This is a genomic window from Cupriavidus alkaliphilus, assembly GCF_014191175.1.
Lineage (GTDB): Bacteria > Pseudomonadota > Gammaproteobacteria > Burkholderiales > Burkholderiaceae > Cupriavidus > Cupriavidus alkaliphilus.
Map to the genome: position 1 here is coordinate 39,801 of NZ_JACHWE010000008.1, position 26,916 is coordinate 66,716.

At 69.2% G+C, this 26,916-nt stretch carries 26 protein-coding genes and 1 pseudogene; 12 read left to right on the forward strand and 15 right to left on the reverse strand.

Annotated elements, in window-relative coordinates; all coding sequences use genetic code 11:
• Nucleotides 1–36: 36 nt before the first annotated feature.
• Nucleotides 37–786 (forward strand): creatininase family protein, encoded by a 750-nt coding sequence (locus tag FHX60_RS22690; protein WP_092314735.1) that lies wholly within the window; start codon nt 37–39, stop codon nt 784–786.
• Nucleotides 787–1,026: 240 nt separating this feature from the next.
• On the forward strand, nt 1,027–1,491 hold the full coding sequence (locus tag FHX60_RS22695; RefSeq protein WP_183284714.1) for a RidA family protein: 465 nt from the start codon (nt 1,027–1,029) through the stop codon (nt 1,489–1,491).
• A gap of 9 nt (nt 1,492–1,500) precedes the next feature.
• Here the strand turns inward: FHX60_RS22695 and FHX60_RS22700 are convergent, their stop codons facing one another.
• Nucleotides 1,501–2,412 carry a LysR family transcriptional regulator gene (locus FHX60_RS22700; protein ID WP_112776295.1) on the reverse strand — a complete coding sequence of 304 codons (912 nt, stop codon included), beginning with the start codon at nt 2,410–2,412 and terminating at the stop codon, nt 1,501–1,503.
• A gap of 229 nt (nt 2,413–2,641) precedes the next feature.
• On the opposite strand from FHX60_RS22700, the gene FHX60_RS22705 reads away from it, so the two are divergent.
• Nucleotides 2,642–3,352 carry an SDR family NAD(P)-dependent oxidoreductase gene (locus tag FHX60_RS22705; RefSeq protein WP_112776294.1) on the forward strand — a complete coding sequence of 237 codons (711 nt, stop codon included), beginning with the start codon at nt 2,642–2,644 and terminating at the stop codon, nt 3,350–3,352.
• A gap of 90 nt (nt 3,353–3,442) precedes the next feature.
• On the opposite strand, the gene FHX60_RS22710 is transcribed toward FHX60_RS22705, so the two are convergent.
• The 3 genes from FHX60_RS22710 to FHX60_RS22720 all read right to left on the reverse strand — a co-directional run bounded on the left by FHX60_RS22710 (nt 3,443) and on the right by FHX60_RS22720 (nt 5,585).
• Entirely contained in the window at nt 3,443–3,862 is a 420-nt protein-coding gene (locus FHX60_RS22710; RefSeq protein ID WP_183284715.1) for an organic hydroperoxide resistance protein, read from the reverse strand.
• Nucleotides 3,863–3,925: 63 nt separating this feature from the next.
• Nucleotides 3,926–4,276, reverse strand: coding sequence for a hydroxyquinol 1,2-dioxygenase (locus FHX60_RS22715; RefSeq protein ID WP_183284716.1), 351 nt, complete (start codon nt 4,274–4,276; stop codon nt 3,926–3,928).
• A gap of 301 nt (nt 4,277–4,577) precedes the next feature.
• Complete coding sequence (locus tag FHX60_RS22720; protein ID WP_183284812.1) at nt 4,578–5,585, reverse strand: bestrophin family protein; 1,008 nt, start codon at nt 5,583–5,585, stop codon at nt 4,578–4,580.
• A 653-nt stretch (nt 5,586–6,238) separates the two neighbouring features.
• On the opposite strand from FHX60_RS22720, the gene fur reads away from it, so the two are divergent.
• Both fur and FHX60_RS22730 read left to right on the forward strand, forming a co-directional pair.
• Nucleotides 6,239–6,727, forward strand: coding sequence for a ferric iron uptake transcriptional regulator (gene fur / locus FHX60_RS22725; RefSeq protein ID WP_112776291.1), 489 nt, complete (start codon nt 6,239–6,241; stop codon nt 6,725–6,727).
• A gap of 35 nt (nt 6,728–6,762) precedes the next feature.
• Entirely contained in the window at nt 6,763–7,020 is a 258-nt protein-coding gene (locus FHX60_RS22730; protein WP_062804044.1) for a hypothetical protein, read from the forward strand.
• A 14-nt stretch (nt 7,021–7,034) separates the two neighbouring features.
• Here FHX60_RS22730 and FHX60_RS22735 read toward each other — a convergent pair.
• Together FHX60_RS22735 and FHX60_RS22740 are read right to left on the reverse strand one after the other, a co-directional pair.
• Nucleotides 7,035–7,178: pseudogene (locus tag FHX60_RS22735) on the reverse strand (helix-turn-helix domain-containing protein); the annotation flags it as partial.
• A gap of 9 nt (nt 7,179–7,187) precedes the next feature.
• Nucleotides 7,188–8,117, reverse strand: a complete 930-nt coding sequence (locus FHX60_RS22740) for a DMT family transporter (protein WP_112776290.1) — start codon at nt 8,115–8,117, stop codon at nt 7,188–7,190.
• A gap of 502 nt (nt 8,118–8,619) precedes the next feature.
• Between FHX60_RS22740 and FHX60_RS22745 the strand changes: the two genes are divergently transcribed.
• On the forward strand, nt 8,620–8,943 hold the full coding sequence (locus FHX60_RS22745) for a PadR family transcriptional regulator (protein ID WP_092314759.1): 324 nt from the start codon (nt 8,620–8,622) through the stop codon (nt 8,941–8,943).
• Nucleotides 8,944–9,039: 96 nt separating this feature from the next.
• Here FHX60_RS22745 and FHX60_RS22750 read toward each other — a convergent pair whose 3' ends face one another.
• The 4 genes from FHX60_RS22750 to FHX60_RS22765 form a co-directional block, all read right to left on the reverse strand.
• Nucleotides 9,040–10,074, reverse strand: a complete 1,035-nt coding sequence (locus FHX60_RS22750; protein WP_112776289.1) for a putative 2-aminoethylphosphonate ABC transporter substrate-binding protein — start codon at nt 10,072–10,074, stop codon at nt 9,040–9,042.
• A 62-nt stretch (nt 10,075–10,136) separates the two neighbouring features.
• Entirely contained in the window at nt 10,137–11,864 is a 1,728-nt protein-coding gene (locus tag FHX60_RS22755) for a putative 2-aminoethylphosphonate ABC transporter permease subunit (protein WP_112776288.1), read from the reverse strand.
• Nucleotides 11,861–12,964, reverse strand: coding sequence for a putative 2-aminoethylphosphonate ABC transporter ATP-binding protein (locus FHX60_RS22760; RefSeq protein WP_183284813.1), 1,104 nt, complete (start codon nt 12,962–12,964; stop codon nt 11,861–11,863). The genes FHX60_RS22755 and FHX60_RS22760 overlap by 4 nt, the downstream gene beginning before the upstream one ends.
• 132 nt (nt 12,965–13,096) lie before the next feature.
• Complete coding sequence (locus FHX60_RS22765; protein WP_183284717.1) at nt 13,097–16,300, reverse strand: bifunctional diguanylate cyclase/phosphodiesterase; 3,204 nt, start codon at nt 16,298–16,300, stop codon at nt 13,097–13,099.
• Between the two features lie 259 nt (nt 16,301–16,559).
• Here FHX60_RS22765 and FHX60_RS22770 point away from each other — a divergent pair, with 259 nt between their 5' ends.
• A complete protein-coding gene (locus FHX60_RS22770) occupies nt 16,560–18,575 on the forward strand; it encodes a sensor domain-containing diguanylate cyclase (protein WP_183284718.1) in 2,016 nt (671 codons plus the stop codon).
• On the opposite strand, the gene FHX60_RS22775 is transcribed toward FHX60_RS22770, so the two are convergent.
• Nucleotides 18,569–18,943 (reverse strand): hypothetical protein, encoded by a 375-nt coding sequence (locus tag FHX60_RS22775; RefSeq protein WP_092314769.1) that lies wholly within the window; start codon nt 18,941–18,943, stop codon nt 18,569–18,571. The two genes, FHX60_RS22770 and FHX60_RS22775, sit on opposite strands and share 7 nt — an antisense overlap.
• Before the next feature lie 324 nt (nt 18,944–19,267).
• On the opposite strand from FHX60_RS22775, the gene FHX60_RS22780 reads away from it, so the two are divergent.
• On the forward strand, nt 19,268–19,618 hold the full coding sequence (locus FHX60_RS22780) for a four-helix bundle copper-binding protein (protein WP_112776284.1): 351 nt from the start codon (nt 19,268–19,270) through the stop codon (nt 19,616–19,618).
• Between the two features lie 11 nt (nt 19,619–19,629).
• Here the strand turns inward: FHX60_RS22780 and FHX60_RS22785 are convergent, their stop codons facing one another.
• The gene (locus tag FHX60_RS22785; RefSeq protein WP_112776283.1) at nt 19,630–20,517 is read right to left on the reverse strand and encodes a LysR family transcriptional regulator; all 888 of its coding nucleotides are present in this window, start codon (nt 20,515–20,517) and stop codon (nt 19,630–19,632) included.
• A 139-nt stretch (nt 20,518–20,656) separates the two neighbouring features.
• Between FHX60_RS22785 and fumC the strand changes: the two genes are divergently transcribed.
• Nucleotides 20,657–22,063, forward strand: coding sequence for a class II fumarate hydratase (gene fumC / locus FHX60_RS22790; RefSeq protein WP_092314773.1), 1,407 nt, complete (start codon nt 20,657–20,659; stop codon nt 22,061–22,063).
• Nucleotides 22,064–22,126: 63 nt separating this feature from the next.
• Here fumC and FHX60_RS22795 read toward each other — a convergent pair whose 3' ends face one another.
• Nucleotides 22,127–22,897 carry a ferredoxin--NADP reductase gene (locus FHX60_RS22795; RefSeq protein ID WP_112776282.1) on the reverse strand — a complete coding sequence of 257 codons (771 nt, stop codon included), beginning with the start codon at nt 22,895–22,897 and terminating at the stop codon, nt 22,127–22,129.
• Between the two features lie 258 nt (nt 22,898–23,155).
• Between FHX60_RS22795 and FHX60_RS22800 the strand changes: the two genes are divergently transcribed.
• Entirely contained in the window at nt 23,156–23,905 is a 750-nt protein-coding gene (locus FHX60_RS22800) for an SDR family oxidoreductase (protein ID WP_183284719.1), read from the forward strand.
• Nucleotides 23,906–23,921: 16 nt separating this feature from the next.
• On the opposite strand, the gene FHX60_RS22805 is transcribed toward FHX60_RS22800, so the two are convergent.
• A complete protein-coding gene (locus tag FHX60_RS22805) occupies nt 23,922–24,263 on the reverse strand; it encodes a hypothetical protein (protein ID WP_092314779.1) in 342 nt (113 codons plus the stop codon).
• A gap of 283 nt (nt 24,264–24,546) precedes the next feature.
• On the opposite strand from FHX60_RS22805, the gene FHX60_RS22810 reads away from it, so the two are divergent.
• Both FHX60_RS22810 and FHX60_RS22815 read left to right on the forward strand, forming a co-directional pair.
• Complete coding sequence (locus FHX60_RS22810; RefSeq protein ID WP_116602232.1) at nt 24,547–25,470, forward strand: LysR family transcriptional regulator; 924 nt, start codon at nt 24,547–24,549, stop codon at nt 25,468–25,470.
• Between the two features lie 83 nt (nt 25,471–25,553).
• Entirely contained in the window at nt 25,554–26,027 is a 474-nt protein-coding gene (locus FHX60_RS22815; RefSeq protein ID WP_012354949.1) for an aminoacyl-tRNA deacylase, read from the forward strand.
• A 61-nt stretch (nt 26,028–26,088) separates the two neighbouring features.
• Here the strand turns inward: FHX60_RS22815 and eutC are convergent, their stop codons facing one another.
• Nucleotides 26,089–26,907: an ethanolamine ammonia-lyase subunit EutC gene (gene eutC, locus FHX60_RS22820; protein WP_183284720.1), complete on the reverse strand. Its 819-nt coding sequence runs from the start codon at nt 26,905–26,907 to the stop codon at nt 26,089–26,091.
• Nucleotides 26,908–26,916 lie beyond the last annotated feature (9 nt).

Here is a 26,916-nt window from a genome sequence, read left to right on the forward strand (position 1 = left end):
GCCGTGATCCCAACCCTCACCCACCAAGGAGCTCCCGTGCAACTTCATCTTTCAACCTGGGCGGAGATCGAGCAATACCTGGCCCGCAGCCGTACCATCGTGATCCCCATCGGCTCGAACGAACAACATGGGCCGACCGGTCTGCTCGGCACCGACTGGCTGTGCCCGCAGATCATTGCCGGCGAGGCCGAGAAGCAGGCCGATATCCTGGTGGCGCCGACCTTCAATATCGGCATGGCGCAGCATCACCTGGGGTTCGCCGGCACGATCTCGCTGCGCCCGTCGACCTTCATTGCCGCGATCGGCGACTGGGTACGCTCGCTGGCGGGACACGGCTTCGAGAAACTGCTGTTCCTGAACGGTCATGGCGGCAACGTCGCCTCGATCGACGCGGCCTTCTCCGAGCTCTACGCCGAAGCCAGCTTCGCCAGGCGCCGCGCCGGCTTTGCGCTGAAGCTGTGCAACTGGTGGGACTTGCCCGGCGTGGGCGAACTGGCGCGCGACCAGTTCCCGACCGGCCACGGCTCGCACGCCACGCCTTCGGAAATCGCGATCACGCAGTGGGCCTTTCCGGATGCGCGCAAACATGCCGACTATGCGCCGCGGATCGCCCCCAGCGGCCCCATCCGCGAGGCGCTGGACTTCCGCGCGCGCTATCCGGACGGCCGCATCGGCTCGGATCCCGGACTGGCAACGCCCGAGAAGGGCGCTGCGCTGGTCCGGCTGGCGGCGCAGAGCCTGGTCCGGGAACTGGAGGCGTTCAGCCGCGAACCCATGCCGGACTGATGTCGCGGCCAGGCGCACGGCTGGCCGCGGCCGGCACTGGTTACGTCATGTATCAAGTCCTGTTCCCGCCGATGGCTTTATCGCGTGCAGGCGAGCCCATAGAGTCTGTAGCGTGAGCACGGCCGCCGGGTCCGACATGCACTTGCCGCCGGCGCCGATGCCACGTCCGACGCCACGTCCGACGCCACGTCCGACACTCGCCGTGCCGTTTGCGACACCACCTTTCGATTGGGAGCCACCATGTCTGTCCAGCAACGACTCGCGGCGCGCGGCCTGGCGCTGCCGCAACCGCCTCAACCCTTGGGTAGCTATACCGCGGTCAGCCAGGCCGGCGACCTGCTATTCATTTCCGGGCAGCTGCCGCTGCAGGACGGCAAGGTGATCTGGGCGGGCCAGGTCGGCAAGGACCTGAGCGTCGACGAAGGCAGGCGAGCCGCCGAACTGGCCGCGCTCAACGTGCTGGCGCAGATCGACGCGCATCTGGGCGGCTTTGCGCGGCTCGACCACCTCGTGCGTGTCGACGGCCACATTGCCAGCGCCCCCGGATGGTTCGCACAACCGGCGGTGCTCGACGCGGCGTCGGACCTGTTCCGCGACGTGCTGGGCGACAAGGCCGGCCACGCGCGCACGATCTCTTCGCACTTCCAGCAGCCGGGCAACGCGGCCGTGATCCTGGTGGTCATTGCGCAGGTCCGGCCGGCATGAGCCGAACGGCTACGCCGAGAATTTTTCGAGCAGGAAGTCAACGAACACCCGGACCCGGCGCGTGACATGGCGCGCGGACGGGTATAGCAGCACGAACGGACGCGCGCTGCCGCCGTATTCGCGCAGCACCTCCACCAGCGTGCCGTCGCGCAGGTCCTGTTCCACCACGAAGCGATAGGTCTGGAACAGGCCGGCGCCGGCGCGCACCAGCGTGGCGCCGCCAAGGATATCCTCCGACGCCGTGTACGAGCCGGTCGTCACGATATCGGTTTCCGTGCCGTCGACCTGGAGGGTCCAGGGAATCCTGCGTCCGCTGCTGGGGCGCTCGAACTGGATGCATTCATGCCGCAGCAGATCCTCCGGCGACTGCGGCGTGCCGGCTTGGCGCAGGTACGCGGGCGCCGCCACCACCACCAGCTCGGCGTCCTCGAGCTTGCGCGCGATCAGGTTGGAGTCATCGGGCGCGCGTCCGCGCACGCACAGGTCATAGGTGTCATCGGCGAAATCCACGTTGCGATTGCTGATGTGCACATCGATCTGGACCTCCGGGTACAGGGCCCGGAATGCCGGCAGCACCGGCAACACGCGATAGTGGGCATACGGCGTCGGCAGGCTGATGCGCAGCCGCCCGGCCGGCGTCGCGTGCTGGCCGCCGATCTGCCGCTCGGCATCGACCAGCTGCGCCAGCGCGGCGCGGCTCTGCTCGAAGTACAGGCGGCCTTCGTCGGTCAGGCGGATCTGCCGCGTGGTGCGCACGAACAGCCGCACGCCCAGGCGCTCTTCCAGCCTCTGCACGGTACGGCTGACCGCCGGCGGCGTCACGCCGGCGGCAACCGCGGCCGCGGTAAAGCTGCCCAGTTCCGCGGCCAGGCAAAACAGTTCGATGCTGCCGAGCTGGAGGTCATCGAATTGGCGTTTCATTGCTTCCCCCTGCTGGTAACGGACCTCGCCCGGTATCCGGCGCAGTCGCCATCATAGGTTTGCGCCCCGCCGAAGTCGACTGACGCGTCGGACATTAGTACGCGCCACGCATAACTGTTTGTCCGGCCGGTGCCTTCGAAAGCCCGGCCCGAACCCCTAGATTGGAAGCCATCGGCGCCGCGGGCCCGATCGGCACGCTAGCCGGACCAACCTACATCGAGGTGAAAACATGAGTGCAGCACAGAAAGTCGTCGTCATCACAGGCGCATCGCAGGGCATCGGCGCGGAACTGGTCAAGGCCTTCCGCGAACGCGGCGATCGCGTCGTCGCCACGGCGCGCAGCATCCGCCCGTCCGACGACCAGGACCTCCTGGCCGTCGCCGGAGACCTGGCCGACCCGGCCACCGCGCGCCGCGTCATCGCCGAGGGCGTGGCCAGGTTCGGCCGGATCGATACGCTCGTCAACAACGCCGGCATCTTCGTCGCCAGGCCGTTCACCAGCTATACCAACGCAGACTACGCAGCGGTCACCGGCATCAACCTGGCGGGCTTTTTCCATATCACGCAGCTGGCGGTCGCGCAGATGGAGAAACAGCGCAGTGGCCACGTGGTCAGCATCACCACCAGCCTGGTCGACCATGCCCTCAGCGGGGTGCCGTCGGTGCTGGCGTCGCTGACCAAGGGCGGCCTGAACGCGGCCACCCGCTCGCTGGCGATCGAATACGCGCGCACCGGCATCCGCGCCAACGCGGTCTCGCCCGGCATCATCAAGTCGCCGATGCATGCGCCCGAGACCCACGCGGCCCTGGGCGCGCTGCACCCGATGGGCCATATGGGCGAGATGCGCGATATCGTCGACGCCGTGCTGTATCTGGATTCCGCGCCGTTCGTGACCGGCGAGATCCTGCACGTCGACGGCGGGCAGAGCGCCGGCCATTGACCTCGCGGCATGCGACCGCGGCAGCCCTTGGGCTGCCGCGATCATGACTTGCAGGATGGGGGCTGCCTCACGATGAGACAGTCCCTTGCTTCAGACCAGCCTGGTCTCGACGTGGATATTGCCGCTCAGCGCCTTGGAGTACGGGCAGGTCTGGTGCGCGGTATCGACCAGTGCCTGCGCCAGCTCGCGCTCGATGCCGGGAATGCTCACATTGAGCCGGGCCTGCAGCAGGTAGGCGTCGCCGGCCATGCCCAGGTCGACCTCGGCATCGACCGACAGGTCCGACGGCAGCTTGACCTGCCGCTTGCCGGCCGCCAGCCCGATCGCGCCGATAAAGCACGCCGACCAGCCCGCCGCCAGCAACTGCTCGGGGTTGGTGCCGGCGCCGCGCGAGCCGGGCGAAGACAGCTGCAGGTTGAGGCGGCCATCGTCGCTGTGCGCCTCGCCGTCGCGGCCGCCCGCGGTGATATGGACCTTGCCGGTGTACAGCACTTTCTCGATACGGGTCATGCCTGGTTCCTGTTGGATGGTGTTGGTGGTGATGAAGCGGGCCGGCGGACCGGCCGGCACGGCTTAGGCGTAGGCGCCGTCGAGATACGGATCGACGCTGCGCGCCGGGTCCGCCGAGACGCCGCTGCGGTCGAGCCCCGCCACGGAACGGGCGCCGTCGGTGTAGGGGTCGACGCTGCGCGCACCGTCGCTGAACGGATCGACGCTGCGGGCGCCATCGCTGTACGGGCTGCGCGGCTCCTGGACCGAGCGCGCGCCTTCGCTGTACGGGTCGCGGGCGTCCACCGCGCTGCGGGCACCATCGGTGAACGGGTCGCGTGCGCCTGCGGCGGAGAAGCTGGCGGCCTGGGCGCCGGCAGCGGCGGCAGCGAGGGCAAGGGCGAAGACAAAGCGGCGGGCGATTTGGGTAGTCATGATCAGTTTCCTTAAGTTCACGTTGAGAATTGAGCGGGCCGGCTTTCGCTTTCAGGGTATCCGACGCCGCGGCCACGGAAAGTATTTAAGGCGACCGGTGTATCGGCCATGTAGCCGATGCGGGCCGCGTTTGTCAGCCGCCGTGTCGTATCGGCGGCAAGATACAAAGCGGTACAAAGTGGTGGGGGTGGCGCGCCGTCCATGCGGCTGCCGCGCCGTTCCCTTCGCCCAGGCCCAGGCGTCCTGCCTCCTCGCGCAGGCTGCGCACGAAGGCATGCACGACTTCGCCGGCCCCGCTGGGCTAAAGGACAATGCCGTGTTCCGACGCCGGTTCCGGCACGGGGTCGGTCTCGCCTAGCATCTCCATCAGTTCGCGCTCGATCTTGCGGCAGATGTGCGCGATCGGCACATCGTTGGCGCCGCCTTCGAAAGGGTTTTCGGTGCTTTCACCGACCTGTTCCAGCGCGAGATACATCCACGAGATCATCGCGCTGAACGGAACCACCAGCCAGATCAGGTGGCCTTGCATGAAGCCAGGCACGCTGCTGTTGAGCTTCTCGAATTCCGTGAGAATGCCAAAGGGAAGCAACAGGCAGAACGAGCGGACGAAAAGCCGGTTGATGACCGCGTATTGCCTGGGGTACGGATAGTCCTTGATACGCTCTGCCCGCCCTTGCTGCTCGAAGGCATCCCGGATTGCTCTTTCGAGCTCCATATGGAAGGCGCAGTCGATCTCGCCGGCTTGCACCAGGCGTTTGATTGCTGCTGACTGCAAGGCAAGTATCCGCGTCGCCTTGCTATCGGTCCGCCGCAGCGCATCGCGCTCCTTCGGCGGCAGATATCGGGCAAGCGCATGTTCCAGGGGTGTTTCCCACTCGGGCACGCGGTAGTGCTTGCGGTACTCGACGTTGGCAGCCTTGCCTGCGTTCTCCCAGATCCGCGGGCTTCGGAGTTGATAGCGAAGCGCCGTCAGCCACGCGCAGTGCCGCAGAATCAGTTCTCTTGCGGCCGCCGGTGTGGCGGTGAAGTCCAGGCTGATGACACCCAGGAACCGGCTTCCGTTCAGGATCTGCGTCCAGACCTGCTGGGCCTCCGACGCCCGGTTGTAGGTCTGCACATTCTTGAAACCCACGATGAACGAGGTGGCGGTGCCCAGCAACACCACGACCGATAGCGGCACCGACAGCCATTTCAGCCCAAGGAGCTGATGGAGAACAATGGGAAGCGCTCCACAAGCGAGCAAGGCGTAGATCTGCCGTCTCGACCAGACGATGAATTCGGATAACGAGTAGGATTTTCCGAGGTGCATGATCGGAATCGTATGAGCGGTGGCGCCCATGCGCTAGATGCGCGGCGATACGCATGGCGTTGCCCGGACGGCACCAATCCCAGGCGCGCGGATACGCGCTGCCTGGGCCTCGTGAGCGAGACCCCGCTTCGGTACGCGGGCAATCCGGTGGCTGAAGGCACGGCAATTTCGACACCCCCAAAATTTTCCTTGTAATGAGATCGATTCCCATTTACTATTCGATCACTGCCTGACGCACGGCGCACCAAACGACGCACCGGACGGCACGGGCAGCCCGGCCAGGCTGGCCCCCTCGCGGCACGCGACGACAACCAGCCCTGGCCGGCAGGAAAAATTTCCGGAAGCCGCCTCTGCGGCCTTCGATACCGACTTTTGTGGGGACCGCTCCGTCACGCGGAGCGTTTGGTAGTAGCCAGTCTCCGGAAGATCGGGAAAGCAACCAGACCCCGCTTTCCCGATCGCGTCTTCCGGCGGCAAGCCAGGCCACCTTTTTATTCCGCGCGCCGTGCAGGCACGTCGCGCCGCCAGGGACGGGAGCGCCAATGCCCGCCGGCCCTGTCGCTTCCCGCCTGAAATTCCGCCAAGCCACTGACGCCGTGCCCCGTGCGGCGCCAGGCCGGGCGCCGCCCTGACTGCGGGGCGCCAGCCGCAGCATGCCTATGCCATCCGCCATGTCATCCGAGAGCACCAACCCGATCCATCTCAAGCGCGCCGGCCTGAAGGCGACGTCGCCGCGGATGCGCATCCTCGAAGTGTTCCGCACCAGCGCCAGGCGCCACCTGAGCGCGGAAGATGTCTACCGCATCCTGCTCACGCAGGACGAGGATGCCGGGCTGTCCACCGTGTACCGCGTGCTCAACCAGCTGGTGCAGGCCGATATCCTGCTGCGGCACAGCTTCGAGTCTGACCACGCCGTATTTGAACTGAACGAAGGCGGTCACCACGACCACCTGATCTGCGTGGCATGCGGACGCGTAGAGGAATTCCGCGACGAGAGCATCGAGCAGCGCCAGCGCCAGGTCGCCGCCGACAACGCCTTTGTGCTGCGCGAGCATATGCTGGTGCTGTATGGCGTATGCCCGCAATGCCGTGCCGACGCCGCCGACGCAGAGCGCGTGCCGGAACTGCCGGCCAGCGCCTGACCCCGCCGCATGCCGCGCGCCTGACGGAGCCATCCATGGAGCGCCTGACCAAACCCCTGTCCGAACTGAAGCACCTGATCAACCTGTGCCTGCGCCAGGAGCCCGGCTGCCAGGACTGCCAGCTGCGCGCGGTGTGCGTGCACCGCCCCGACCATACCGGCTGCAACTGGAGCGCCGAAGTCGATTTCCCCGAGCGCAGCGAGGCCGACGCCGTGCGTCACTGGCGCCAGGCCCGCCGCGTGGTGATGATGGTGCGCGAGCAGTACAACGTGGGCACCGCGGCGCAGGCCTGAACCGGGCGCCGCGATCAGATATCGAGTTGCGCTGCGGTGATGCCCAGCGCTGCGGCAATCCGCTCGCGCGAGGTCTTGCGCAGGCGGGCACTGTTTTCCTGCTGCGCATAGGCAGGCTGCGAAATGCCGAGCCGCGCGGCGACTTCCACCTGTGTAAGTGGCCCCACTCAACGTTCGGCGGCAGCGCCGGCGGCCTGTCTGGTTCCGGTCGGTGCTGCCGCCCCCGGCCGCAACACCAGCCACACCGCCATGCCGATCAGCGCGCCGCCCGCGGCATGCGCCCACGACAGCGCCTCGCCCAGGAACAGCGCGCCCCAGACGATGCCGAACGGCGGGATCAGGAAGGTGACCGTCAGCGAGCGCACCGGACCCAGGTCGGCAATCAAGCGGTAATACAGGATGTAGGCCAGCGCCGTGCACAGCGTGCCCAGGCCCAGCATGGCCGCCCAGACGCCGGCGCCGGCATCGGGCAGCGTGTTGTGGCGCCACAGCGCGGCGATGCACAACGGAAGCAGGAACGCGACCGCCCCCACCAGGCTGCCGGCCGCGACCAGGCGGCTGTCCAGCCCGCCCCGCTGCGTGATCCAGCGCCGCGCGAGGAAACCCGACAAGCCGTAACAGGCCGTGGCGACCAGGCAGGCCAGCGCCCCCAGCAAGACCTCCGCGGAAAAAGCCACCGGGCCGGTGCGGGTCAGCACCGCGACCCCCGCCACGCCCAGCACCACACCCATGGCTTTTGCGCGCGTCAGCGGTTCCGCAAAGGCCAGCGCCCCGATCATCACGCCCATCAGCGGCGTCATGGCATTGAACACCGCCGAGTAACCGGCCGGCAGCCATAGCGCCGCCACGGCATACATGGCGAACGGGATGCCGGAGTTGACCACGCCCAGCGCCAGCACCGCCGGCCATTTGCCTTGCATGTCCCAGCGCAGGCCCAGCAGCGGCAGGCACGCGGCCAGCGTCAGTGCGCCGATGAGGACGCGCACGAACGCCGTCGGCACCGGCCCCAGCACCGGCGCGCCGATGCGGATGAACAGGAAGCTGGCGCCCCAGAGGGCGGCGAGGGCCAGCAGGCGAAACAGGTCGAGTGGTTTCATCGGTCGGCAGGGACGCTTGCCAGCAGGTGGACGATGCCGCATTGGACGCCGGTGCCGCGCCGATCGCAAGCCGGATTCGGACCTGTGGCGCTGCGGTCACCGCCGAAAGGCGTCAGAGAGACTACGAGATTGGCGACGCGTTGACGGATCTACCAGCAAATTGGGCGCCGTTTCCGCCACAATGTCACCTAAATACGTCACATTCTTACCGTGAGCTTTCAGCCGCTCCCCTCGCAGGAGGGGACGCGTTACCGACGCGTGACAAGCCGCATTAGATTAAATTAAAATCTGGTCTGCGCCAGAGTTAATTGACCCCTCCGACGCATTCCCGACAAGCCGCCAGGCCTCCTGGCGGCTTCTTTTTTTGATTCGGCAAAATGCGCGCTGCCCGGCGCACCGGCAGGCCGCATCCTCGTTGGCCGCCCGCTCCGCGGCGCTGCCGGCATCACATTGCCCGCATCCTGCGTCAACCGGCGCGGCGTCGGCCGCGTTGCCAATCCACATGAAACGACAGTTCCTGGGCCTGCTGGCCCGCGTCTACGTCCTGCAGTTCGCGCTGGAAGTCCCCGCCACGGTGGCCATGCTGGCCGACATGCTGCTGGAATACGGTTTCCAGGTCGATATCGGTTCGGTGCGCCCCCTGCTGCGCGCACTGCAAATGGAAGGCTACCTGGAAAGCGTGCTGCGCGACGGCATCGGCCGGGTCTACCTGCTGACCGAACGCGGCCGCGAAGAACTGCAGGCCAGCCGCCAGCGCATCGACGAACTCTACCGCCGCCTGCACGCCGGCCTGCCCGCGTCCGACGACGCGCAACGCCCGGCCTGAATCGGGCCGCAATCGGCGGCCGCGGCGCCGCGGGCGTACCCGTTTCTGCGGGCCGCCGTTGTCGCCGTTGTCGCCGTGGCGCCTGGCCCAACGGCCTTATTTCTTCTCCGCCTTCCCTTCGTAGCGCTTGCTCCATTCGGCCAGGATGCGGTCGCGGTTATCGCTGGCCCAGCGGAAGTCGTTCTTGATCAGGCGCTTCTCGTAGTCCGCCGGCAGCAGCGCGTCGGGCTTGGCGATGCCGGGCACGGCCAGCACCGCGAAGTTCTTTTCATACAGCGCCATCGCCTCGCGCGACGCCGAGAAGTCGGCCAGCTTGCGCGCCGCATCGAGATGTTTCGTGCCCTTGACGATGGCGGTCGCCTCGATGTCCCAGCCCAGGCCTTCGCTGGGCAGCACGATATCGATCGGCGCGCCTTCCTTCTTCGACTTCATGGCGCGGTACTCGAACGCGATGCCGATCGGGAATTCGCCCTGCGCGGCCATCTTGCAAGGCTTGGAACCCGAGTGCGTGTACAGGCCGATGTTCTTGTGCAGCGCATCCATGTACTGCCAGCCCTTCTGCTCGCCCATCATCTGCAGCCATGCGCTGACGTCGAGGAAACCCGTGCCCGACGAGGCCGGATGCGGCATCACCACCTTGCCGGCATAGACGGGCTTGGTCAGGTCGGCCCACGAAGTGGGCTTGGGCAGGCCCTGCTTCTGCGCCTCGACCGTGTTGAAGCAGATCGCCGCGCCCCACACGTCCATGCCGACCCATGCCGGCGGGTTGGCCGGACTGCGGTACTTGGCGTCGATCGCGGCCAGGTTCTTCGGCGCGTACGGGTCGAGCATGCCTTCCTTGTCCAGGATCGCCAGGCTGGAGCCGGCCAGGCCCCACACCGCGTCGGCGCGCGGCGCGGCCTTTTCCGCCAGCAGCTTGGCGGTGACGATGCCGGTGGAATCGCGCACCCACTTGATCTCGATATCGGGATGCACCTTCTCGAACGCGGCCTTGTAGGCGGCGATCTGGTCGGCTTCGAGCGCGGTGTAGACCGTCAGCACGGTGGCAGCGGCGGCGTGGCCGGCCAGCAGCGGCAGCGTGGCGGCGGCCACGGTTGCAATGGCCGCGGAAAGGCGGGTGATGCGGGACATGGTTTCTCCTTTGGAATCGGTCAGTGTGTTGCGCAGTGCAGCGGGATGACAAAACGGAAGGCTCAGCCGGCGCGCCAGCGCTGCGCCCGGCGCAGCCAGCCGGCCGAGAGCGCGTGCAGCAACAGCGCGGCCAGCACGGCGGTCAGCAGGATCAGCGTCGACATCGCCGCGGCGGGCGCGGTATCGCCGGCATCGTCCATGTTCAGCACCGAGATCGCGGCCAGCACGGTGTCGGGGCTGTACAGGAAGATCACCGCCGAGACCGTCGTCATCGACGACACGAACAGGTAGCGGAAGATATCGAGCAGCGCCGGCAGGCACACCGGCACGGTCACGCGCCAGCACGTCAGCAGCGGCGCCACGCCCAGCGACAGTGCGGCGGCCTCGAACTCGTGGTCGAGTTGGCGCAGGGCAGCGGCCGCGGTCAGGTGGCCGGTGGTGTAGCAGTGCGCGACATTGCACAGCACCAGCAGCGCCATGGTCCCGTACAGCGCGTGCAGCGGATTGCCGGGCGCGTTGAAGAAAAACACATAGCCCAGCCCCAGCACCAGCCCCGGCACCGCCATCGGCAGCAGGAAGCCCGCGCGCAGCACGCCATGCAGCCAGGCGGGTCCGCGCGTGCGCAGCGTCAGCCAGGCGCCGAGGAAGATCGCCACGGTGCCGGCCAGCGCGGTCAGTACGGACAGCTTCAGGCTGTTGCGGTAGGCCAGCCAGCCGCCGCCATCCATGTTGTCGAAGTCGTAGTGCGCCAGCGTCAGGCTCAGGTTGTACGGCCACAGCCTGACCAGCGACGCCCCCACCGCGGTGACGACCACCGCCAGCAGCGCGCTGCTGACGGCCAGCACCAGCAGCAGGCAGGCGCTGTCGCGGCCGCGCTCGGGCGCCGGCACATACACCTGCGCGCGGCTGCCCAGCTGCGTGCGCTGGCGCCGCTGCAGCGCCACGTCGACGGCAAAGGTCAGCAGCGCGGGGGCCAGCAGCAGCATGCCGATCAGCGCGCCGCGGTCGAACTGCTGCTGCCCCACCACGGCCTTGTACGCCTCGAGCGCCAGCACCGGGTAGCCGCCGCCCACCACCTTGGGCACGCCAAAGTCCGTGATCACCAGCGTCAGCACCAGGCAGGCCGCGGCGAACAGGCCCTGGCGCGCGCCCGGCAGCGTCACGGTGCGGAACGTGCGCCACGGGCCGGCGCCCATGGCGCGCGCCGCTTCATAGAGGCGCGCATCGGCCAGCGACAGCGTCGCCACCAGCACCATCAGCGCATGCGGGAAGGTGTAGAAGGCCTCGCCCAGCACGATGCCCCAGAAGCCATAGATGCCACCCGGGCCGAAGGCGTCGCGGAAGATGCCCTGGTTGCCGAACAGGTAGACCAGCGCGATCGCCGGCAGCAGCGACGGCGCGAACAGCGGCAGCAGCGCAATGCCGCGCCACAGCGGCCGCAGCGCGATGCAGGAGCGCTGCAGCGCGTAGGCAAAGCCGAACGCCAGCGGCACCACCAGCGCCACCACCGTCAGCGACACCGCCACGCTGCGCCCCAGCATCGGCAGGAAGTTGGGGCCGGATACCAGCGCGGCCATGCGCGCGCCCAGCACCCACTGGCCCGCGCCATCGAACCAGGCCTGGCGGAACAGCGCCAGCAACGGCAGCAGCAGGCCCACGGCAAGCCCGGCCAGCCACAGCCACTTCATCGCCGCGGGCGCGCCGTGCGCCAGCCGCGCGGCCAGGCCGGTGCCGCGCTGCCGGGACGCCGGTGCCTGCGCCGGCAGCAAGGCGGTGGCGGCGCGCATCATGCGAACACCCGCAGCGCCGGCGCCGGCAAGGCAATCCAGAACTTGTGGCCGCCCGCCTCCGGCAGCCGGTGGCGCGCCTCGCGCGCCACGTCGGCAAACAGCGTCAGGCCGGGCAAACGGTCGGCTTCCAGGACCAGACGGTAGCGGTTGCCGAGATAGGTCTGGTCGACCACGCGTGCCAGCAGCCGGTTAGGCTCGGCGGGGTCCGGGTCCAGCCGCACCGCCTCCGGGCGGCAGCATAGCCGGCCGGCGCCAGCCAGCGGCTGCGGCGCCTCGACCTGCAACTCGAGCGCCTGGCTGCCTTCGCCAATCGTGAAGCGCCCGGCCGGCGCGCTGTGCCCGGGCAGCCAGTTGGCCTGCCCGACAAAGCCGGCGACAAAGGCCGACGCCGGCTGCTCGTAGATCTCTGCGGGCGTGCCCGCCTGCACGATGCGCCCGCCATCCATCACGGCGATGCGGTCGGCCATGGTCATGGCCTCTTCCTGGTCGTGTGTGACCATCACGGTAGTGATGTTCAGGCGGCGCTGCAGCTGGCGCAGTTCCACCCGCAGATGCTCGCGCACGCGTGCGTCGAGCGCCGACATCGGCTCATCCAGCAACAGCAGCGACGGCGCCGGCGCCAGCGCGCGGGCCATCGCCACGCGCTGCTGCTGGCCGCCCGAGAGTTGTCCCGGGAACTTGCGCTCGCTGCCGGCCAGGCCGACCAGGTCGAGCATCTCGGCCACGCGCGCGTCGCGGTGCGTGCGGTCCATGCCGCGCCCGTGCAGGCCGTAGGCGACGTTCTGCGCCACGGTCAGGTTGGGGAACAGCGCGTAGGACTGGAACAGGATGCCGTAGTCGCGCGCCTGCGGCGGCAGGCCGGTCAGTTCGCGCGCGCCGGCGTGGATGCGGCCGGCGTCCTCCTGCTCCAGGCCGGCGATGATGCGCAGCAGCGTGGTCTTGCCGCAGCCGGACGGGCCCAGCAGGCACAGCAGCTCGCCCTGCCCGACCGACAGCGACACGCCGTCCAGCGCGAGGAAGCCGCCGGGGCCGCCAAAGCGCTTGCTGACCTGCTCCACGGCCAGGAACGCCCTGCCCTGCGTTGGCTTGCCTGCCTGCATCACCGAATCTCCCTGCATCTCGCTCGAATTGGCCGCCAGCATAGGCAGCGCAGATGCCAGCCATATGGCAGATCGGCAAAGTATTTCGATGGAGGTATCGGGGGATTTGGGATGCGGCGCGCGCCGCGCGAGTCAGGCCTGTTGCGGGGTGGAGGCCGGGGACATGCAGTCTGTGTCCGGCACCGGCAGCGGCTTGCGCAGCACATCGCGCAGCGCCTGCTGCGGCACGCCCTGGCTGAACAGGAAGCCCTGCAGCCCGTCGCATCCCTGTGCGCGCAGGAAGGCAAACTGCGCGGCGGTTTCCACCCCTTCGGCGATCACCTTGAGATGCAGCTGGTGGCCCAGCGCGATGATGGCCGCGGCCACGGCCTGGTCGTGGCCCGGCGTGGCCACGCCGTCGACGAAGGACTTGTCGATCTTGAGCCGGCTGATCGGCAAGCGGGTCAGGTAGTTGAGCCCGGAATAGCCGGTGCCGAAATCGTCGATCGACAACCCCACGCCCAGCTCGCGCAGGCGGCGGAAGGTTTCGATGGTGGTCTCGCCGCCATCGACCAGGACGCCTTCGGTGACTTCGATCACCAGCCCCTGCGGCGGCAGGCCCGCCTGCTGCAGGCAGCGCGCCACGGTATCGGGGAAGCTGGCCTGGCGCAGTTGCAGCGGCGAGATATTGACCGCCACCTCGAGCTCGCGGCCCAGTTCCTTGCGCAAGGCCTGGATCTCGCGGCAGGCGGTGGCCAAGGCCCATTCGCCCAGTGGCACCACCAGGCCGCTCTGCTCGGCAATGGGAATGAACTCGGCCGGCTGCATCACGCCGCGCTCCGCGGTCTCCCACGTGATCAGCGCCTCGACCCCGGGAATGGTCAGCGTGGCGGTATCGACGATCGGTTGATAGCGCAGCCGGAATTCGTTGCCGGCCAGCGCGCGCCGCAGCAGCCCTTCGATGGTGAAGCGCGTCAGCGAGGCCTCGGCCATCGCGCTGGCAAAGCGGCACAGGCGTGCGCGCCCACCCTGCTTGGCAGCGTAGACGGCGGAGTCGGCGGACTTGAGCAGTTCGGTCAGCGTGTCGCCGTCGTCGGGGAAGACCGCCATGCCGATCGACGGCGTCACGCGCAGCCGCTGGCCGCCGGCCAGCAGCTCTTCATTGACGCGTGCCTGGATCTTGGCGGCGATCAGTTCGGCTTCGCTGTCGTGGCGCAGGCCGCCCAGCACCACGCCGAACTCGTCGCCGCCCATGCGCGCGACCAGGTCGCCCTGGCGCACCGTGCCCTTGATGCGGTCGGCCATGGTGCGCAGCACGTCGTCGCCCACCGGGTGGCCGAGCGAATCGTTGATGCGCTTGAAGTGGTCCAGGTCGAGCAGCAGCAGCGCCACGCGCTCGCCGCGGGTGCGCGCGTGCAGCAGCAAGGCCTGGGCGCGCTCGCTCAGCTCGGCGCGGTTGGGCAGGCCGGTGAGCGGATCGTGCAGTGCCAGGTGGCGGATGTACTCGTCCACGCGCAGGCGCTCGGTCAGGTCATAGCCGATCGCCTGGTAGCCGGGCGACGGCATGGCGCCTGAATTCACTGGCGACGCGGGCGCCGGCAACGCCGACACCGCCAGCCGCACCGGCATGCGCGAGCCGCCCTTGCGCACCCAGGTCCATTCGCGTTCATCGGTCAGCCCCAGCCGCGGCTTGGCCACCAGCGCGGGCAGCCCCGGCGGCACCGGCGCGCCCAGCTCGGCGCCGAGCGCGCGTGCGTGGTCGGCCAGTTCAGTGGCGACATGCAGGCCGGTCATGGGCATGTGGCCGACCAGCTCGGCGCTGCTGTACCACAGCATGCGCTGGCCGGCCGCGTTGATGCCGGTGATCAGGCCATGCTCGTCGAAGGTGATGACGCAGAAGGCGGCGTGGTCGAGCAGGCCGGCATAGCGCGCGGCCTGCACCGCGGCGGCGTCCTGCGCGCGACGCTCGGGCGCGAGGTCGGTGAGCGCCCACAGCCAGTGCGGCGCGGCGCCGTCGCCCGCGGGCAGGGGCGCGACGCTGACGCGCAGCGCAAAGCTGTCGCCGTCGGCACGCACGCCCGCCAGTTCGCGTTGGATCGCGGAACCCGCCGCGGTGTCGGCAGGCACCACGTCGGTAGCACCGGGAATCAGCGCGTCCAGCCTGCGTCCGGCCAGGCGCCTGGCATCGGTGCCCAGCAATTGCCCGGCGCGCTCGCTGGCGCGCACCACCACGCCCCGGGCGTCGGTCACGACGAAGCCATCGGCGGATTGCGCCAGACAGGCCTGCAGCATGGCGCTGTCGTCTTCCCTGGCGTCCATGGCCCGCGCCTCGCGCAGGCGCGCGGCGCGGCCCTGGCGCGCCAGCGCATGGGTCAGCCACGCCAGCAGCAATGTCGCCAGCGCACCCGCGGCCGGGACCAGGAAAGCGGGCCGGGGCCCATGCGCGGCTTCGAAGGCGGGACGGGTCGCGGCGCGCAGCGTCCAGCTGCGGCCGCCATAGTGGAACTGGCGCTCGCTCCGCAGCAGCGGGGCGCTGCCGTCTTCGCGCAGTTCGCCTTCGGTGGGGCCACCCGACAGCCGGGCGCCGTTGGGGCCGCCCTCGTGCAGCGACAGCTCGAGCTCGTTCGACGCCGAGGCCCCGACCGCGCGCATCAGGTCGCCCAGCCGCAATGACAGGTAGACGTAGCCCAGCACGGCCTCGCGCCGCTGCGCCACCGTGCTGAGCGGAGCACCGCCGCCATAGACCGGCAGGAATACCAGCGCGCCGCGCTGGTGCGCCACGGTCTCGGGCTCGCCGAGCGGATCCAGGCCGGCGCTCAGGCGCGGCTCGCCGCTGTCGCGCGCGGCCTCGAGCGCGGCCCGGCGGGTGGGCTCGGAGAGCATGTCGAAACCCGCGACGCGCATGCTGCGCCCGTCCAGCGGATCGATGTAGAGGATGGGCGCGTACAGCTCGCGCGCGCCGGCGGGATAGATGGTGTAGTCGGCAAGGCCGTCGGCGCGGGCAGTCTGCACCAGCCGCGGTGCCTGCTGCGGCGTGGCGAGCGGCGCGTAGCCGATGGCCTGGGTGCCGGCCGGCAGGTCGTCACGCTGCGCGGTATAGAGGTAGTTGCGCCATTGCGCGCGCGAGGTGCCGGGATTGGCCGTCATCACCGCGGCCACGCCGCGCAGCAGCCGTTCGTTCTCCAGCATGCGCTCGCGCAGCGCGCTGCCGGCCTGCGTCAGCAGCGCATCGAAGTGCTGCTGGGCGGCGCGGCGCTCGAGCCGGTCGGCCTGCCGCCAGGCCCCCGCCGTCAGCATCGCGCCGCCGGCAGCGACCAGCAATGACAACAGGGCGGGAGAAAGCGAAGTCAGTCTCATGGTCGGTGGGTTCGGGCATGCGGCAGGGGCACCGCCCCTGCGCAGGCATGCCGCCACGCGGCCAGCCCTCGCCTTAGCGGGGGACTATACCGTGGCGCAGGCAGTGCGCACAGCCCCGCCGCGGCATGGCGCCGGCAGCGGGGAAATGCCGGATGCCCCACTGCGGCGGGGTATGCTAGGGTTATACCCGAGACTCGACCTGCAGTTTGCGACAAGCCTGCGATCACCTCGCCCGCCTTGCGCCCCCACTGCACCCGACATGCACGTCTACACGCCCACGCTGAAAGCGCGCATTGCGATCATCACCACCGTGCTGGCCGCGGTGTTCGGTACCGGCATCGTGCTGATCGCCCTGTATGACGCGCACAGCGATCTGCACGATGCGCTCGAGGGCCAGCAGGACTCCGTGGTCAAGCTGACCGCCAACCAGCTCGACACGGCCATGAACGATCGTATCCAGCTGCTGGCGCACCAGGCCGGCCAGCTCGACGGCCTGATGGCGCAGGCGCACGGCGCGCACGCTGCTGCGGCGCGGCAGCGCGCGCTGCAGGCGCTGTCCGCCGCGATCCCGGTGCCGGCTGCATTCAACGCGCTGCTGGTCGCCGACCGGCACGGCAATGTCCTCAGCGACCAGGGCGCCGGCGCCGAAGTAAGCGACCGCGCCTACTTCCGCGAGGCGGCGCGCACGCTGGCCCCGGTGGTATCGCCGCCGATCCGCTCGCGCACCAGCGGCCAGATGGGCGTGCTGGTGGCGGTGCCGGTGCTGTCGCCGCAGCGCGCCTTCCTGGGCCTGGTGGCCGGGTGGCTGGACCTGTCCAGCGCCAACTTCCTGGTCGACATCCTGCACAACCGGCTCGGCACCACCGGCTACTACTGCCTGGTATCGGCCGGCCGCGAGCCGGTCTACGTGCGCCATCCCGACCCCGCCCAGGCGCGCCAGCCGGCACGGCCCGTGGCCGACACCTGCGGCGAGGACGACAGCCCCGCGCCGATGGAATTCCTCACCCCGGCACGGCCGGTGATTGCGCGCCACCTGATGTCGACCACCGGCTGGGAACTGGTGGCATTGCTGCCGGCGCGCGAGGCCTACGCCCCGCTGCGCCAGATGCAGCAGCGCTTCCTCGGCATGGCGGGGGTGGCGATGGCAGGCGTGGCGCTTTTGATCTGGCTGGCGGTGCGGCGCCAGCTGACGCCGCTGTCGCGCCTGCACCGGGTGGTGCTGGCCAGCGCCAACGACCTGTCGGCGTTCGAGCGGCTGCCCACGCGCCAGCAGCGCGACGAGATCGGCGACCTGACCCGCGCTTTCATCAAGCTGATGCGCGACGTGCGCGAGCGCCGCCAGGCGCTGGACCGCAGCGAACGGCGGCTGCGCGCCGTGACCGACACGCTGCCGTCGCTGCTGGCCTTCGTCGATACCGAAGCGCGCTATGTGTTCAACAATCTCGCCTACGAGCGGGTGTTCGGCCTGAAGCCGGAAGAGCTGCGCGGCAAGCCGATGCGCGAGGTGCTCGGCGAAGCCCGTTTCGCGCGCGTGCGGCCGTTCCTGGAACGCGCGCTGGACGGCAGCGCGGTGACCTTCGAAACCGAGGACGAGAGCCCCGACTACCACTGCATGGAAACCAGCCTGCGCCCGGAATGGAGCGTCGACGGCAGCGAAGTCGTGGGCGTGCATGTCCACGTGCAGGACATCACGCAGCGCAAGCTCGAAACGCAGCGCCTGGCGCGCATATCGCGCACCGACCACCTGACCCAGCTGCTCAACCGCAGCGCCTTCGAAGGCCAGCTGCACGCGGCCATGGCGCGCAGCCGCGAACACGGCGCGCTGATGGCGCTGCTGTATCTCGACATGGACCGCTTCAAGGCGGTCAACGATATCCACGGCCACGCCGCCGGCGACCTGCTGCTGCAGGACTTCGCGCAGCGCGTGCGCCGCTGCGTGCGCGACAGCGATACCGTGGCCCGGCTGGGCGGCGACGAGTTCGCCGTGGTGCTGGAAGACCTGCCGCAGCCCGCTGCCGCGCGCCGGGTTGCGCAAGCGGTCCTGCAGGCGATGGACGTTCCCTTCAGCTTCGAGGGCGTGCGCGCCGACGTCGATGTCAGCATCGGCGTGGCGCTGTACCGCGGCGGCCCCGCGCAGGACCACGAGCTGATGCGGCTCGCGGACGTGCTGCTATACCGCGCCAAGGGCGCCGGCCGCGGCCGCTACGAGATCGGCCCGCCCGAACTGGCGGACGAACCCATCCCGCAGCACGCGGGGCCTTCCCCGGCTCAGTGAAGCGTGCCCGCGGGCTTGTCCGGCATCGCGCCTTCCGCGCCCTCGGGCTCGAACGGCACGTGGCGGCCGTCGCTCGACTGGTAGCCGAGCTGGGCGTCGGCGCCGAGCATCTTTTCCCAGGCGATCATGGCCTGGGCGACGGCCTCGGGCGCGCCCTTGAACACCACCACGTCGTTGCCGCAGTTCGGACATTCGCCGCCGAACACCGCGTCGATGCCGGGCAGGCCCGGCACGTCGAGCGCGTCGAACTGCGCGAAGGCGGTCTTGCAGTGCCCACAAACTAGTTGGGCGGGGCGCAAGGCCTCGATCTTTGCGCGTGCCTGTGCCGCACGCTCCTCGGGGGTTCCCCGCCGTTTTGCCTCGCCCATGATGTCTTTCCTTCCCCGTGCTGCCGGTGTGTGTGTTTGCAGCGGCCGGCCGCTCTGGCCGGTGCCGTGCCTGTTAGATGCGCAATCCGGGCCGGTGGTGCCCCGGACCGTGGCGCAGGTGACGGCCGCGATGCCTGCGTGCCGGCGCCTGCCTGCCGCGCCTACATGGCATTGTAACCAGCGCGGCGCTGCAAATACCGGGCCGACAGGAAGCTGCAGCGCCTGCTATTGTGGATAACGATGCCCCGTGCGGGCGCGGTTGCGCCGCCTGCCGCACCGCGGGCATGCCGGTTCCATCCACCTACCCCCGAAGGAGGACGTTCCATGATCCGACCCACCGTGCAGGAAAACGCCGCCCGCTACGCCGACTGCATTGCCGCCTGCAATGCCGCGGCGGCTGCCGCCCTCAAGTGCGCGGCCGCGTGCCTGGAAGAACAGGACGTGCGCAAGATGGCGCGCTGCATTGCGCTGGACATGGATTGCGCCGGCATCGCCCAGCTGGCCTCGTCCTACATGCTGCGCAACAGCGAGTTCGCGCCGCTGGTGTGCGAGGACTGCGCCGAGGTCTGCAAGTGGTGCAAGGAGGAATGCGAGCGCCATGATGCCGAGCACTGCCAGGAATGCGCGCGCGCCTGCGCCGTCTGCATGGAGCAGTGCCTGAAGATGACGGCGTAGCGCCAGCGGACTCAGTCGGCCGCGCCGCTCGCCTGCTGCGGCGGCGCGTCCGCCAGCGCGGCGAAGGCATCGATCAGCCGCGCGCCGCGCCGCTCGCGCAGGCAATACAGGTATTCGTGCAGGCACGGCGCGGCATCGGTAAAACCCAGCACGCGCAGGTCAGGATGGCTGGGCACCTCGTGCCGGGCGATCACCGAGACGCCCAGGTTGCGGATCACCGCTTCGCGGATCGATTCGCGGCTGCCGATTTCCATCTGCGCGGCGGGGCTGACGCGCGCCCGGGCCAGCATGTCTTCGGTGGCGATGCGCGTGGTCGACCCCAGTTCGCGCATCAGCAGCCGGCAACCCGCCAGCGCGCTCACCGGCACTTCGGTATGCCCGGCCAGCGCATGGGTGCGGTGCACCACCAGCATCAGCGGATCCACCCCCAGCAGCATGCGCGACAGGCGCGCATCGTCGACGCGCTGCGACGAGGTGGCGAGGTCGACGCGGTATTCCTGCAGCGCCTCCAGCACCTCCTGCGAGTTGCCGGTGACCACGCTCACGTCGATCGCCGGAAAACGCTCGCTGAAGCGGCGGATCAGTTCCAGCACGTAGTAAGGGGCGGTGGCCCCGACGCGCAGGCTGCCGGTGCGCAGGTCGCCCGAATGGCGCAGGAAGAAGTCGATCTCGGTTTCCTGCTGCACCAGCGCCTCGACCCGCGGCAGCAGCGCCAGCCCGGCGTCGGACAGCGCCAGCCGGCGCCCGCCGCGATGGAACAGCTCGACCCCGTAGGCCTCTTCCAGCGCGCGGATCTGCGCGGTGATAGTGGGCTGCGACAGGCCCAGGCGCTTGGCCGCCTGCGTGACGCTGCCGATGCGGGCCACCATGAAGAAGGATTTGAGCTGGGCGATGAGCATGCGGCGGGAAGAGGTCGCGAACGCCGGCAACCCGGCAAGACGGCGGAGCGCAGGCACCCGCCATGGCGAAGCGGTATTCTAATGGACCGCAACACGCCCCCCGGCCCAGCCGTCCGCCGCCTTGCCAAGGAGCCAGCCCATGCCAGACCCGTCCACCGCCGCCACCCGCATCGAAAAAGACAGCCTGGGCGACGTGCCCGTGCCCGCCGACCATCTGTGGGGAGCGCAGACCGAACGCTCGCGCCAGAACTTCCGCATCGGCACCGAGAAGATGCCGCCCGCGCTGATCGAGGCCTTTGCCATCCTGAAGCTGTGCGCGGCCCGCGCCAACGGCGAACTGGGCGTGCTCCGGCCCGAACTGGCGCATGCCATCGAGCAGGCCGCCGACGAGGTCATCGAGGGCCGCTGGCCCGACGAGTTCCCGCTGTCGGTCTGGCAGACCGGCTCGGGCACGCAGACCAACATGAACCTGAACGAGGTCATCGCCAACCGCGCCATCCAGTTGCTGGGCGGCGAGGTCGGCAGCAAGACCCCGGTCCATCCCAACGACCACGTCAACGCCAGCCAGTCGTCCAACGACAGCTTCCCGACCGCGATGCACATCGCCGCCACGCGGGCGATCCAGCAGCAGCTGCTGCCCGCGCTGGAGCAGTTGCAGCAAACCTTCGCGCGCAAGGTCGAAGCCTTTGCCGATATCGTCAAGGTCGGCCGCACCCACCTGCAGGACGCGGTGCCGCTGACGCTGGGGCAGGAGTTCTCCGGCTACATGGCGCAGGTGGCCGATGCGCAGTCGCGCCTGCAGCAGGCCATGCTGCGCGCGATGCCGGTGGCGCAGGGCGGCACCGCGGTGGGCACCGGCCTGAACGCGCCGCACGGCTTTGCCGCCGCCTTTGCGCGCGCGCTGGCCGACTACACCGGCCTGCCGTTCGAGCCCGCGCCCAACCGCTATGCGCTGCAGGCCGCGCACGATGCGCTGGCCGACCTGTCGGGCGCGCTCAACACCACCGCATCGTCATTCCTGAAGATCGCGCGCGACTTCATGCTGCTGGGATCCGGGCCGCGCGCCGGCTTTGCCGAACTGGTGCTGCCGGCCAACGAGCCAGGCTCGTCGATCATGCCGGGCAAGGTCAACCCGACCCAGGCCGAGGCGCTGGCCATGGTGTGCTGCCGCGTGATCGGCAACCACACCACGGTCACGCTGGCGAACGGGCTCGGCACGCTGGAGCTGAACGCCTACAAGCCGGTGATCATCTACAGCCTGCTGCAGTCGGTGAGCCTGCTGGCGGGCGCGGCTTCGAGCTTTGCCGAGCATATGGTCGAGGGGGTCGAGGCCGACCGCGAGCGCATCGCCGAACTGCTGGAGCGCTCGCTGATGCCGGTGACCGCGCTCAATCCGCATATCGGCTATGACCGCGCGGCGGAAATCGCCAAGCTGGCGGTCAAGCGCAACCTGTCGCTGCGCGAGGCGGCGATCGCATCGGGGCATGTCACCGAGGCGCAGTTTGCCGAGTGGATCGACCTGAAGGGAATGACGCGCGAGGTGTAGCGCGCGCGGGGTTACAACCAAGGCGCCCGGCGCGGAACCGATCCGCGCCGGGGCGGGCCGGACTCAGCCGACGAAGGCCTTTTCCAGCACGAAATGACCGGGGTGGCTCATATTGCCTTCGGCAAAGCCGCGCGCTTCCAGGATGGCGCGCACGTCCTTCAGCATATCCGGGCTGCCGCACAGCATGATGCGGTCGTTCTCGGTCGAGAACGGCGCCATGTCCAGGCGCTCGAACAGCTCGCCCGAGGCGATCAGGTCGGTGATGCGGCCGCGGTTGTCGAACTCTTCGCGCGTCACGGTCGGGAAATACACCAGCTTCTCGCGCACCAGTTCGCCCAGGTGCTCGTGCTGCGGCAGGTGTTCCTGGATCAGTTCGCGGTAGGCCAGCTCTTCGACAAAGCGGCAGGTGTGGGTCAGCACGACCCTGTCGTAGCGCTCGTAGACTTCCGGGTCGCGGATGATCGACAGGAACGGCGCCAGGCCGGTGCCGGTCGCCAGCAGCCACAGGGTCTTGCCGGGCAGCAGGTTGTCCACCAGCAGCGTGCCGGTCGGCTTCTTGCCGACATAGATCTGGTCGCCTTCGCGCAGGTGCTGCAGGCGCGAGGTCAGCGGGCCGTCGGGCACCTTGATGCTGAAGAATTCCAGCGTCTCTTCATAGTTGGCGCTGGCGATGCTGTAGGCGCGCAGCAGCGGGCGGCCATTCACTTCCAGGCCGACCATGGCGAACTGGCCGTTTTCAAAGCGGAAACCGGGGTCGCGCGTGCAGGTGAAGCTGAAAAGGGTGTCGGTCCAGTGATGGACGGAAAGGATGGATTGCTGGTTCAGATTGCTCATGGCAAGACGCGGAATGCAGCGCAACGGCGCGCCAAAAAACGGCTGGGAAGGAAGCGATCTTAACGCAAGCCCCGGCTCGGCGCAGGCGGAGCCTGCAACGCCAGCAAGGGATTAGCGCCAATCCGGCGCGGGTGAGGCGAAGTCATCACGTCGGGGATTGTTGATTGATTTTGGCTAATCCTTTTTGCCTTCGACCATTTATCCAGGGATCGCCAACATCCATCATGCGGTCATTCTCACCCCGACCAGGAAACTGCCATGACCGCCCTTCCCGCTGCCTCCCGCCGTGCCGCGCTCGTCACCGGCGCCTCCCGCGGCATTGGCCGCGCCATCGCCCTGCGGCTTGCCGCCGACGGCTTTGACGTGGCCATCGGCTATGCCGGCAACGCCGCCCGCGCCGAAGAGACCGTGGCGGCGGCACGCGCGGCCGGCGCCAATGCGATCGCCGTCCAGGGCGACGTGGCGCTGGCGCCCGACGTGGCGCGCCTGTTCGATGCCGCGCAACAGGCCTTCGGCCGGCTCGACGTGGTGGTCAACAGCGCCGGCATCATGACGCTGAAGCCGGTCGCGCCTGCCAGCGTCGACGCCTTCGACCAGACCATCGCCACCAACCTGCGCGGCGCCTTCCTGGTGCTGGGCGAGGCCGCGGCGCGGCTGGGCCAGGGCGGACGCATCATCGCGCTGTCGACCAGCGTGATTGCGCGCGCCTTCCCCGGCTACGGGCCGTACATCGCGGCCAAGGCCGGCGTCGAAGGGCTGGTGCGGGTGCTGGCCAACGAGCTGCGCGGCCGCGGCATCACCGTCAACGCGGTGGCGCCGGGGCCGGTCGCGACCGACCTGTTCTTCGAGGGCAAGTCAGAGGAGCAGGTGGCGAAACTGGCGAAACTGGCGCCGCTGGAACGCCTCGGCACGCCGGACGACATCGCCGCGGCGGTGGCCTTCCTGGCGGGGCCGGACGGTGCGTGGGTCAATGCGCAGGTACTGCGCGCCAATGGCGGCTATGCCTGAAGCCGACGTCCCGGCTTCAGCCGCCGGGGGTGAGCGCGCCGGACAGTTCGCAGCGCTGGCGCGCCAGCGCTTCGCGCGAGTAGCCGTGGCGCACGCGCAGCTGGTGCTCGACGGCGTCGGCCTGGTCCAGGCACGCGAACACCAGGTCGTCCTTGACGCGTTGTGAGACGCCCTTCAGGCGCGGCGCCTCGTACGCGACCTGGCGCGCGCGGCAGCGCAGGAACAGCAGGGTTTCCTGGGAGGCGATGATGAGCTGGTCATGCTCGATCCGCTTGCATTCGACCAGATCCTGGGCGGAGGCGCTGGCGCCGGCAAAGAACAAAGGCAGGCACAGCCATCGGCGCAACGAGCGGTGCATGGCAAACGGGGGCGCAGAAGGCCAGTTGAGGGTCCGGCTCGAATCATTGCCCAGACCCGCGCACAGTGCAAGCCGCACGGCACGCAATAACGCATTGCGGCCCGGCGCCGGACGGTGACAGTGCGGCTTTGATGCCTCGGGACGGAACAGGTGGCAGTACCGCCTGGCGGCGTCGTCCCCCCTGGCCGCCGGTTGTATCGCAACTGCGGCATACCCGGGCTGGCTGCGCCGGCATGGCAATATACGGGGGCTGTGACCGCTCCCGTCTTCCTCTGATCACCCCATGGACCTGAACGCCCTGCGCCTGTTCGTCGACATCGTCGACGCCGGCAACCTGAGCGCGGCCGCGCGCAAGCTCAAGATGACGCGCGCCAATGTCAGCTACCGGCTCAAGGCGCTGGAAGAAGAGCTGGGCGTGCAACTGCTGCGCCGGACCACGCGCCATGTCGAGCCGACGCCGGTCGGCGCCGGGCTGTACGAGCACGGTCGCAATATCCTGGGCGAGGTCGCGGCGGCCAATGCGCTGATCAGCAACATGGGCAAGAGCCTGCAGGGCCATGTGCGGCTGTCGGTGCCCACCGGGCTGGGCCATTCGCTGCTGTCGCCGCTGCTGGTGCGGTTCAAGCAGCGCTATCCGGACATCACGCTGGATGTCGTGTTCGACAACCGCGTGCACAACCTGGTGTCCGAGGACGTCGAGGTGGCGCTGCGCATCATCTCGACGCCGCCGGATTCGGTAGTCGCCACCGAGATCGGCGCGGTCGACTGGATTGTCTGCGCCGCGCCCGCGTACCTTGCCGGCCACCCGGCGCCGCAGGCACTGGCCGGGCTGCAGGCGCATGCGATCGTGTGCGCGTCGCCGGTCGGGCAGAAGCTCAAGGCATCGGGCTCGCGCGCAGGCGGCAACGATGACGAGGTACGCGAACAAGTGGTGCTCGAGCCCACGCTCAGCTCGGAGAATTTCGCCTTCCTGAAAGAGGCGGTGCTGGCCGGCCTGGGCGTCGGCATCTTTCCGATCTATGCGATCGGCGCGGAACTGGACAGCGGCGCGCTGGTGCCGCTGCTGTCCGACTACCGCATCAGCGTGTTCGGCAGCAAGCTCTACATGCTGACCATGCCCAACCGCTACCAGACCCTGGCCACGCGCTACCTGCTGAACTTCCTGAAGACCGAGCTGCAGGCGGTGTGGCCGCGGCTGCACCGCTAGCCGCGGGCCATCGTCATGGCGCCGGCGCACTATATTAGGAGCACAAGGATAACCGTCGGCGCATCCGGAACCTAGGAGCAACCATGGCCCTGGCTAGCACGCTCGCAAACTGCCTGAGCAGCAAGAACACCCGCTACGACATCATCCGCCACCCCTACACCCTGAGCAGCATGGCCACGGCAGAGGCCGCGCACGTGCCCGGGGACCGGCTGGCCAAGACGCTGTTGCTGGAGGATGAACGCGGCTACGTTGCCGCTGTGATCCCTTCGAGCCATCACCTGCAGATGGCCGCCATCTGTGAACAGACCGGGCGCAACCTGGTACTGGCGCACGAGGACGAGATCCGCGAGATATTCAAGGATTGCGATCTCGGCGCGATTCCGCCGGTGGCAATGGCATACGGCATGCAGACCTATGTGGACGACAGCCTGATGCAGCAGCCCGAAGTGTATTTCGAGGGCGGCGACCACCAGGACCTGGTGCACATGAGTGGCGACCAGTTCAAGCAACTGATGTCGGACGCCGGGCACGGGCAGTTCTCGCGCCGCATGATGTAAGCGGTGCGACGGGAACGGCCACCACGCGGGTCGCGGCCCGCGTGGTGGCCGTTTGCTGTTTTCAGCGCAGCTGTGGCGGTGGCCCGGCGCCGCCCGCGGGCAACGCCGGCGCGCTGTCGTCCTTCAGGTCCACGCCGGAGCGCCCGAGCGCGGCCGCGCCGCGCAGCAGGAACACCAGCCGCTCGGCGGCCTGCGCATAGGACAGCCCTTCCGGGCGCACGTTGGAGATGCAGTTGCGCTCGGCATCGGTGCGGCCGACGCGCGGCGCATGGGTCAGGTAGATGCCGAGGCTGTCGGGCGAACTCAGCCCGGGCCGCTCGCCGATCAGCATCACCACCTGGCGCGCGCCCAGGCGCTCGCCGATCTCGTCGCCCAGCGCCACGCGCGACTGCTCGGCCACCACCACGGGACCGATCTGCCAGCCCTGCGGCAGGCGCTGGCGCGCCGCCTGGAGCAGCGGCAGCGCATGGCGCTGCGTGGCCAGCGCCGACAGGCCATCGGCAATCACGAACACCACATCCGGCGCCTGCTGCGGCCGCGTGGCATCCAGCCGCGCGCGGCTGGCTTCGTCGAGACGACGGCCCAGGTCGGGGCGCCGCAGGTAGTGCTCGCGGTCCGGCGCCGCACTGTGCACCGCCGCGTGCGCAAGCCCGGCCGCATCCAGCGCCGCGGTGACCGCGCCCACCTCCAGCGCTAGGTGCACCGCATCGCGCGCCTGCGCGTGGGCCAGGCCGAAGGCCAGCACGGCGTCGGTGGGCTGGCTGTGGCCGGTGCGGCCCAGCGCGATGCGCGCCCGCGTAAAGCGGCGCAGCCGTTGCCACGGGTCAGCTTCGGCCGCGGCGGGATCCGGCATGGCGGGAGCCTGGCGTTTGGCGGTCATCGCGGCTCC

Excerpts from the sequence above, each read along its gene's own strand:
- fumC (WP_092314773.1), top strand. The coding sequence starts at position 20,657 with ATGCCAGACCCGTCCACCGCCGCCACCCGCATCGAAAAAGACAGCCTG.
- eutC (WP_183284720.1), bottom strand. The coding sequence starts at position 26,907 with ATGACCGCCAAACGCCAGGCTCCCGCCATGCCGGATCCCGCCGCGGCC.
- FHX60_RS22750 (WP_112776289.1), bottom strand. The coding sequence starts at position 10,074 with ATGTCCCGCATCACCCGCCTTTCCGCGGCCATTGCAACCGTGGCCGCC.
- FHX60_RS22760 (WP_183284813.1), bottom strand. The coding sequence starts at position 12,964 with ATGCAGGCAGGCAAGCCAACGCAGGGCAGGGCGTTCCTGGCCGTGGAG.
- FHX60_RS22715 (WP_183284716.1), bottom strand. The coding sequence starts at position 4,276 with ATGACTACCCAAATCGCCCGCCGCTTTGTCTTCGCCCTTGCCCTCGCT.
- FHX60_RS22730 (WP_062804044.1), top strand. The coding sequence starts at position 6,763 with ATGGAGCGCCTGACCAAACCCCTGTCCGAACTGAAGCACCTGATCAAC.
- FHX60_RS22815 (WP_012354949.1), top strand. The coding sequence starts at position 25,554 with ATGGCCCTGGCTAGCACGCTCGCAAACTGCCTGAGCAGCAAGAACACC.
- FHX60_RS22755 (WP_112776288.1), bottom strand. The coding sequence starts at position 11,864 with ATGATGCGCGCCGCCACCGCCTTGCTGCCGGCGCAGGCACCGGCGTCC.
- FHX60_RS22745 (WP_092314759.1), top strand. The coding sequence starts at position 8,620 with ATGAAACGACAGTTCCTGGGCCTGCTGGCCCGCGTCTACGTCCTGCAG.
- FHX60_RS22810 (WP_116602232.1), top strand. The coding sequence starts at position 24,547 with ATGGACCTGAACGCCCTGCGCCTGTTCGTCGACATCGTCGACGCCGGC.
- fur (WP_112776291.1), top strand. The coding sequence starts at position 6,239 with ATGCCTATGCCATCCGCCATGTCATCCGAGAGCACCAACCCGATCCAT.
- FHX60_RS22765 (WP_183284717.1), bottom strand. The coding sequence starts at position 16,300 with ATGAGACTGACTTCGCTTTCTCCCGCCCTGTTGTCATTGCTGGTCGCT.
- FHX60_RS22805 (WP_092314779.1), bottom strand. The coding sequence starts at position 24,263 with ATGCACCGCTCGTTGCGCCGATGGCTGTGCCTGCCTTTGTTCTTTGCC.
- FHX60_RS22700 (WP_112776295.1), bottom strand. The coding sequence starts at position 2,412 with ATGAAACGCCAATTCGATGACCTCCAGCTCGGCAGCATCGAACTGTTT.
- FHX60_RS22780 (WP_112776284.1), top strand. The coding sequence starts at position 19,268 with ATGATCCGACCCACCGTGCAGGAAAACGCCGCCCGCTACGCCGACTGC.
- FHX60_RS22740 (WP_112776290.1), bottom strand. The coding sequence starts at position 8,117 with ATGAAACCACTCGACCTGTTTCGCCTGCTGGCCCTCGCCGCCCTCTGG.
- FHX60_RS22720 (WP_183284812.1), bottom strand. The coding sequence starts at position 5,585 with ATGCACCTCGGAAAATCCTACTCGTTATCCGAATTCATCGTCTGGTCG.
- FHX60_RS22710 (WP_183284715.1), bottom strand. The coding sequence starts at position 3,862 with ATGACCCGTATCGAGAAAGTGCTGTACACCGGCAAGGTCCATATCACC.
- FHX60_RS22775 (WP_092314769.1), bottom strand. The coding sequence starts at position 18,943 with ATGGGCGAGGCAAAACGGCGGGGAACCCCCGAGGAGCGTGCGGCACAG.
- FHX60_RS22795 (WP_112776282.1), bottom strand. The coding sequence starts at position 22,897 with ATGAGCAATCTGAACCAGCAATCCATCCTTTCCGTCCATCACTGGACC.
- FHX60_RS22695 (WP_183284714.1), top strand. The coding sequence starts at position 1,027 with ATGTCTGTCCAGCAACGACTCGCGGCGCGCGGCCTGGCGCTGCCGCAA.
- FHX60_RS22800 (WP_183284719.1), top strand. The coding sequence starts at position 23,156 with ATGACCGCCCTTCCCGCTGCCTCCCGCCGTGCCGCGCTCGTCACCGGC.
- FHX60_RS22705 (WP_112776294.1), top strand. The coding sequence starts at position 2,642 with ATGAGTGCAGCACAGAAAGTCGTCGTCATCACAGGCGCATCGCAGGGC.
- FHX60_RS22770 (WP_183284718.1), top strand. The coding sequence starts at position 16,560 with ATGCACGTCTACACGCCCACGCTGAAAGCGCGCATTGCGATCATCACC.
- FHX60_RS22785 (WP_112776283.1), bottom strand. The coding sequence starts at position 20,517 with ATGCTCATCGCCCAGCTCAAATCCTTCTTCATGGTGGCCCGCATCGGC.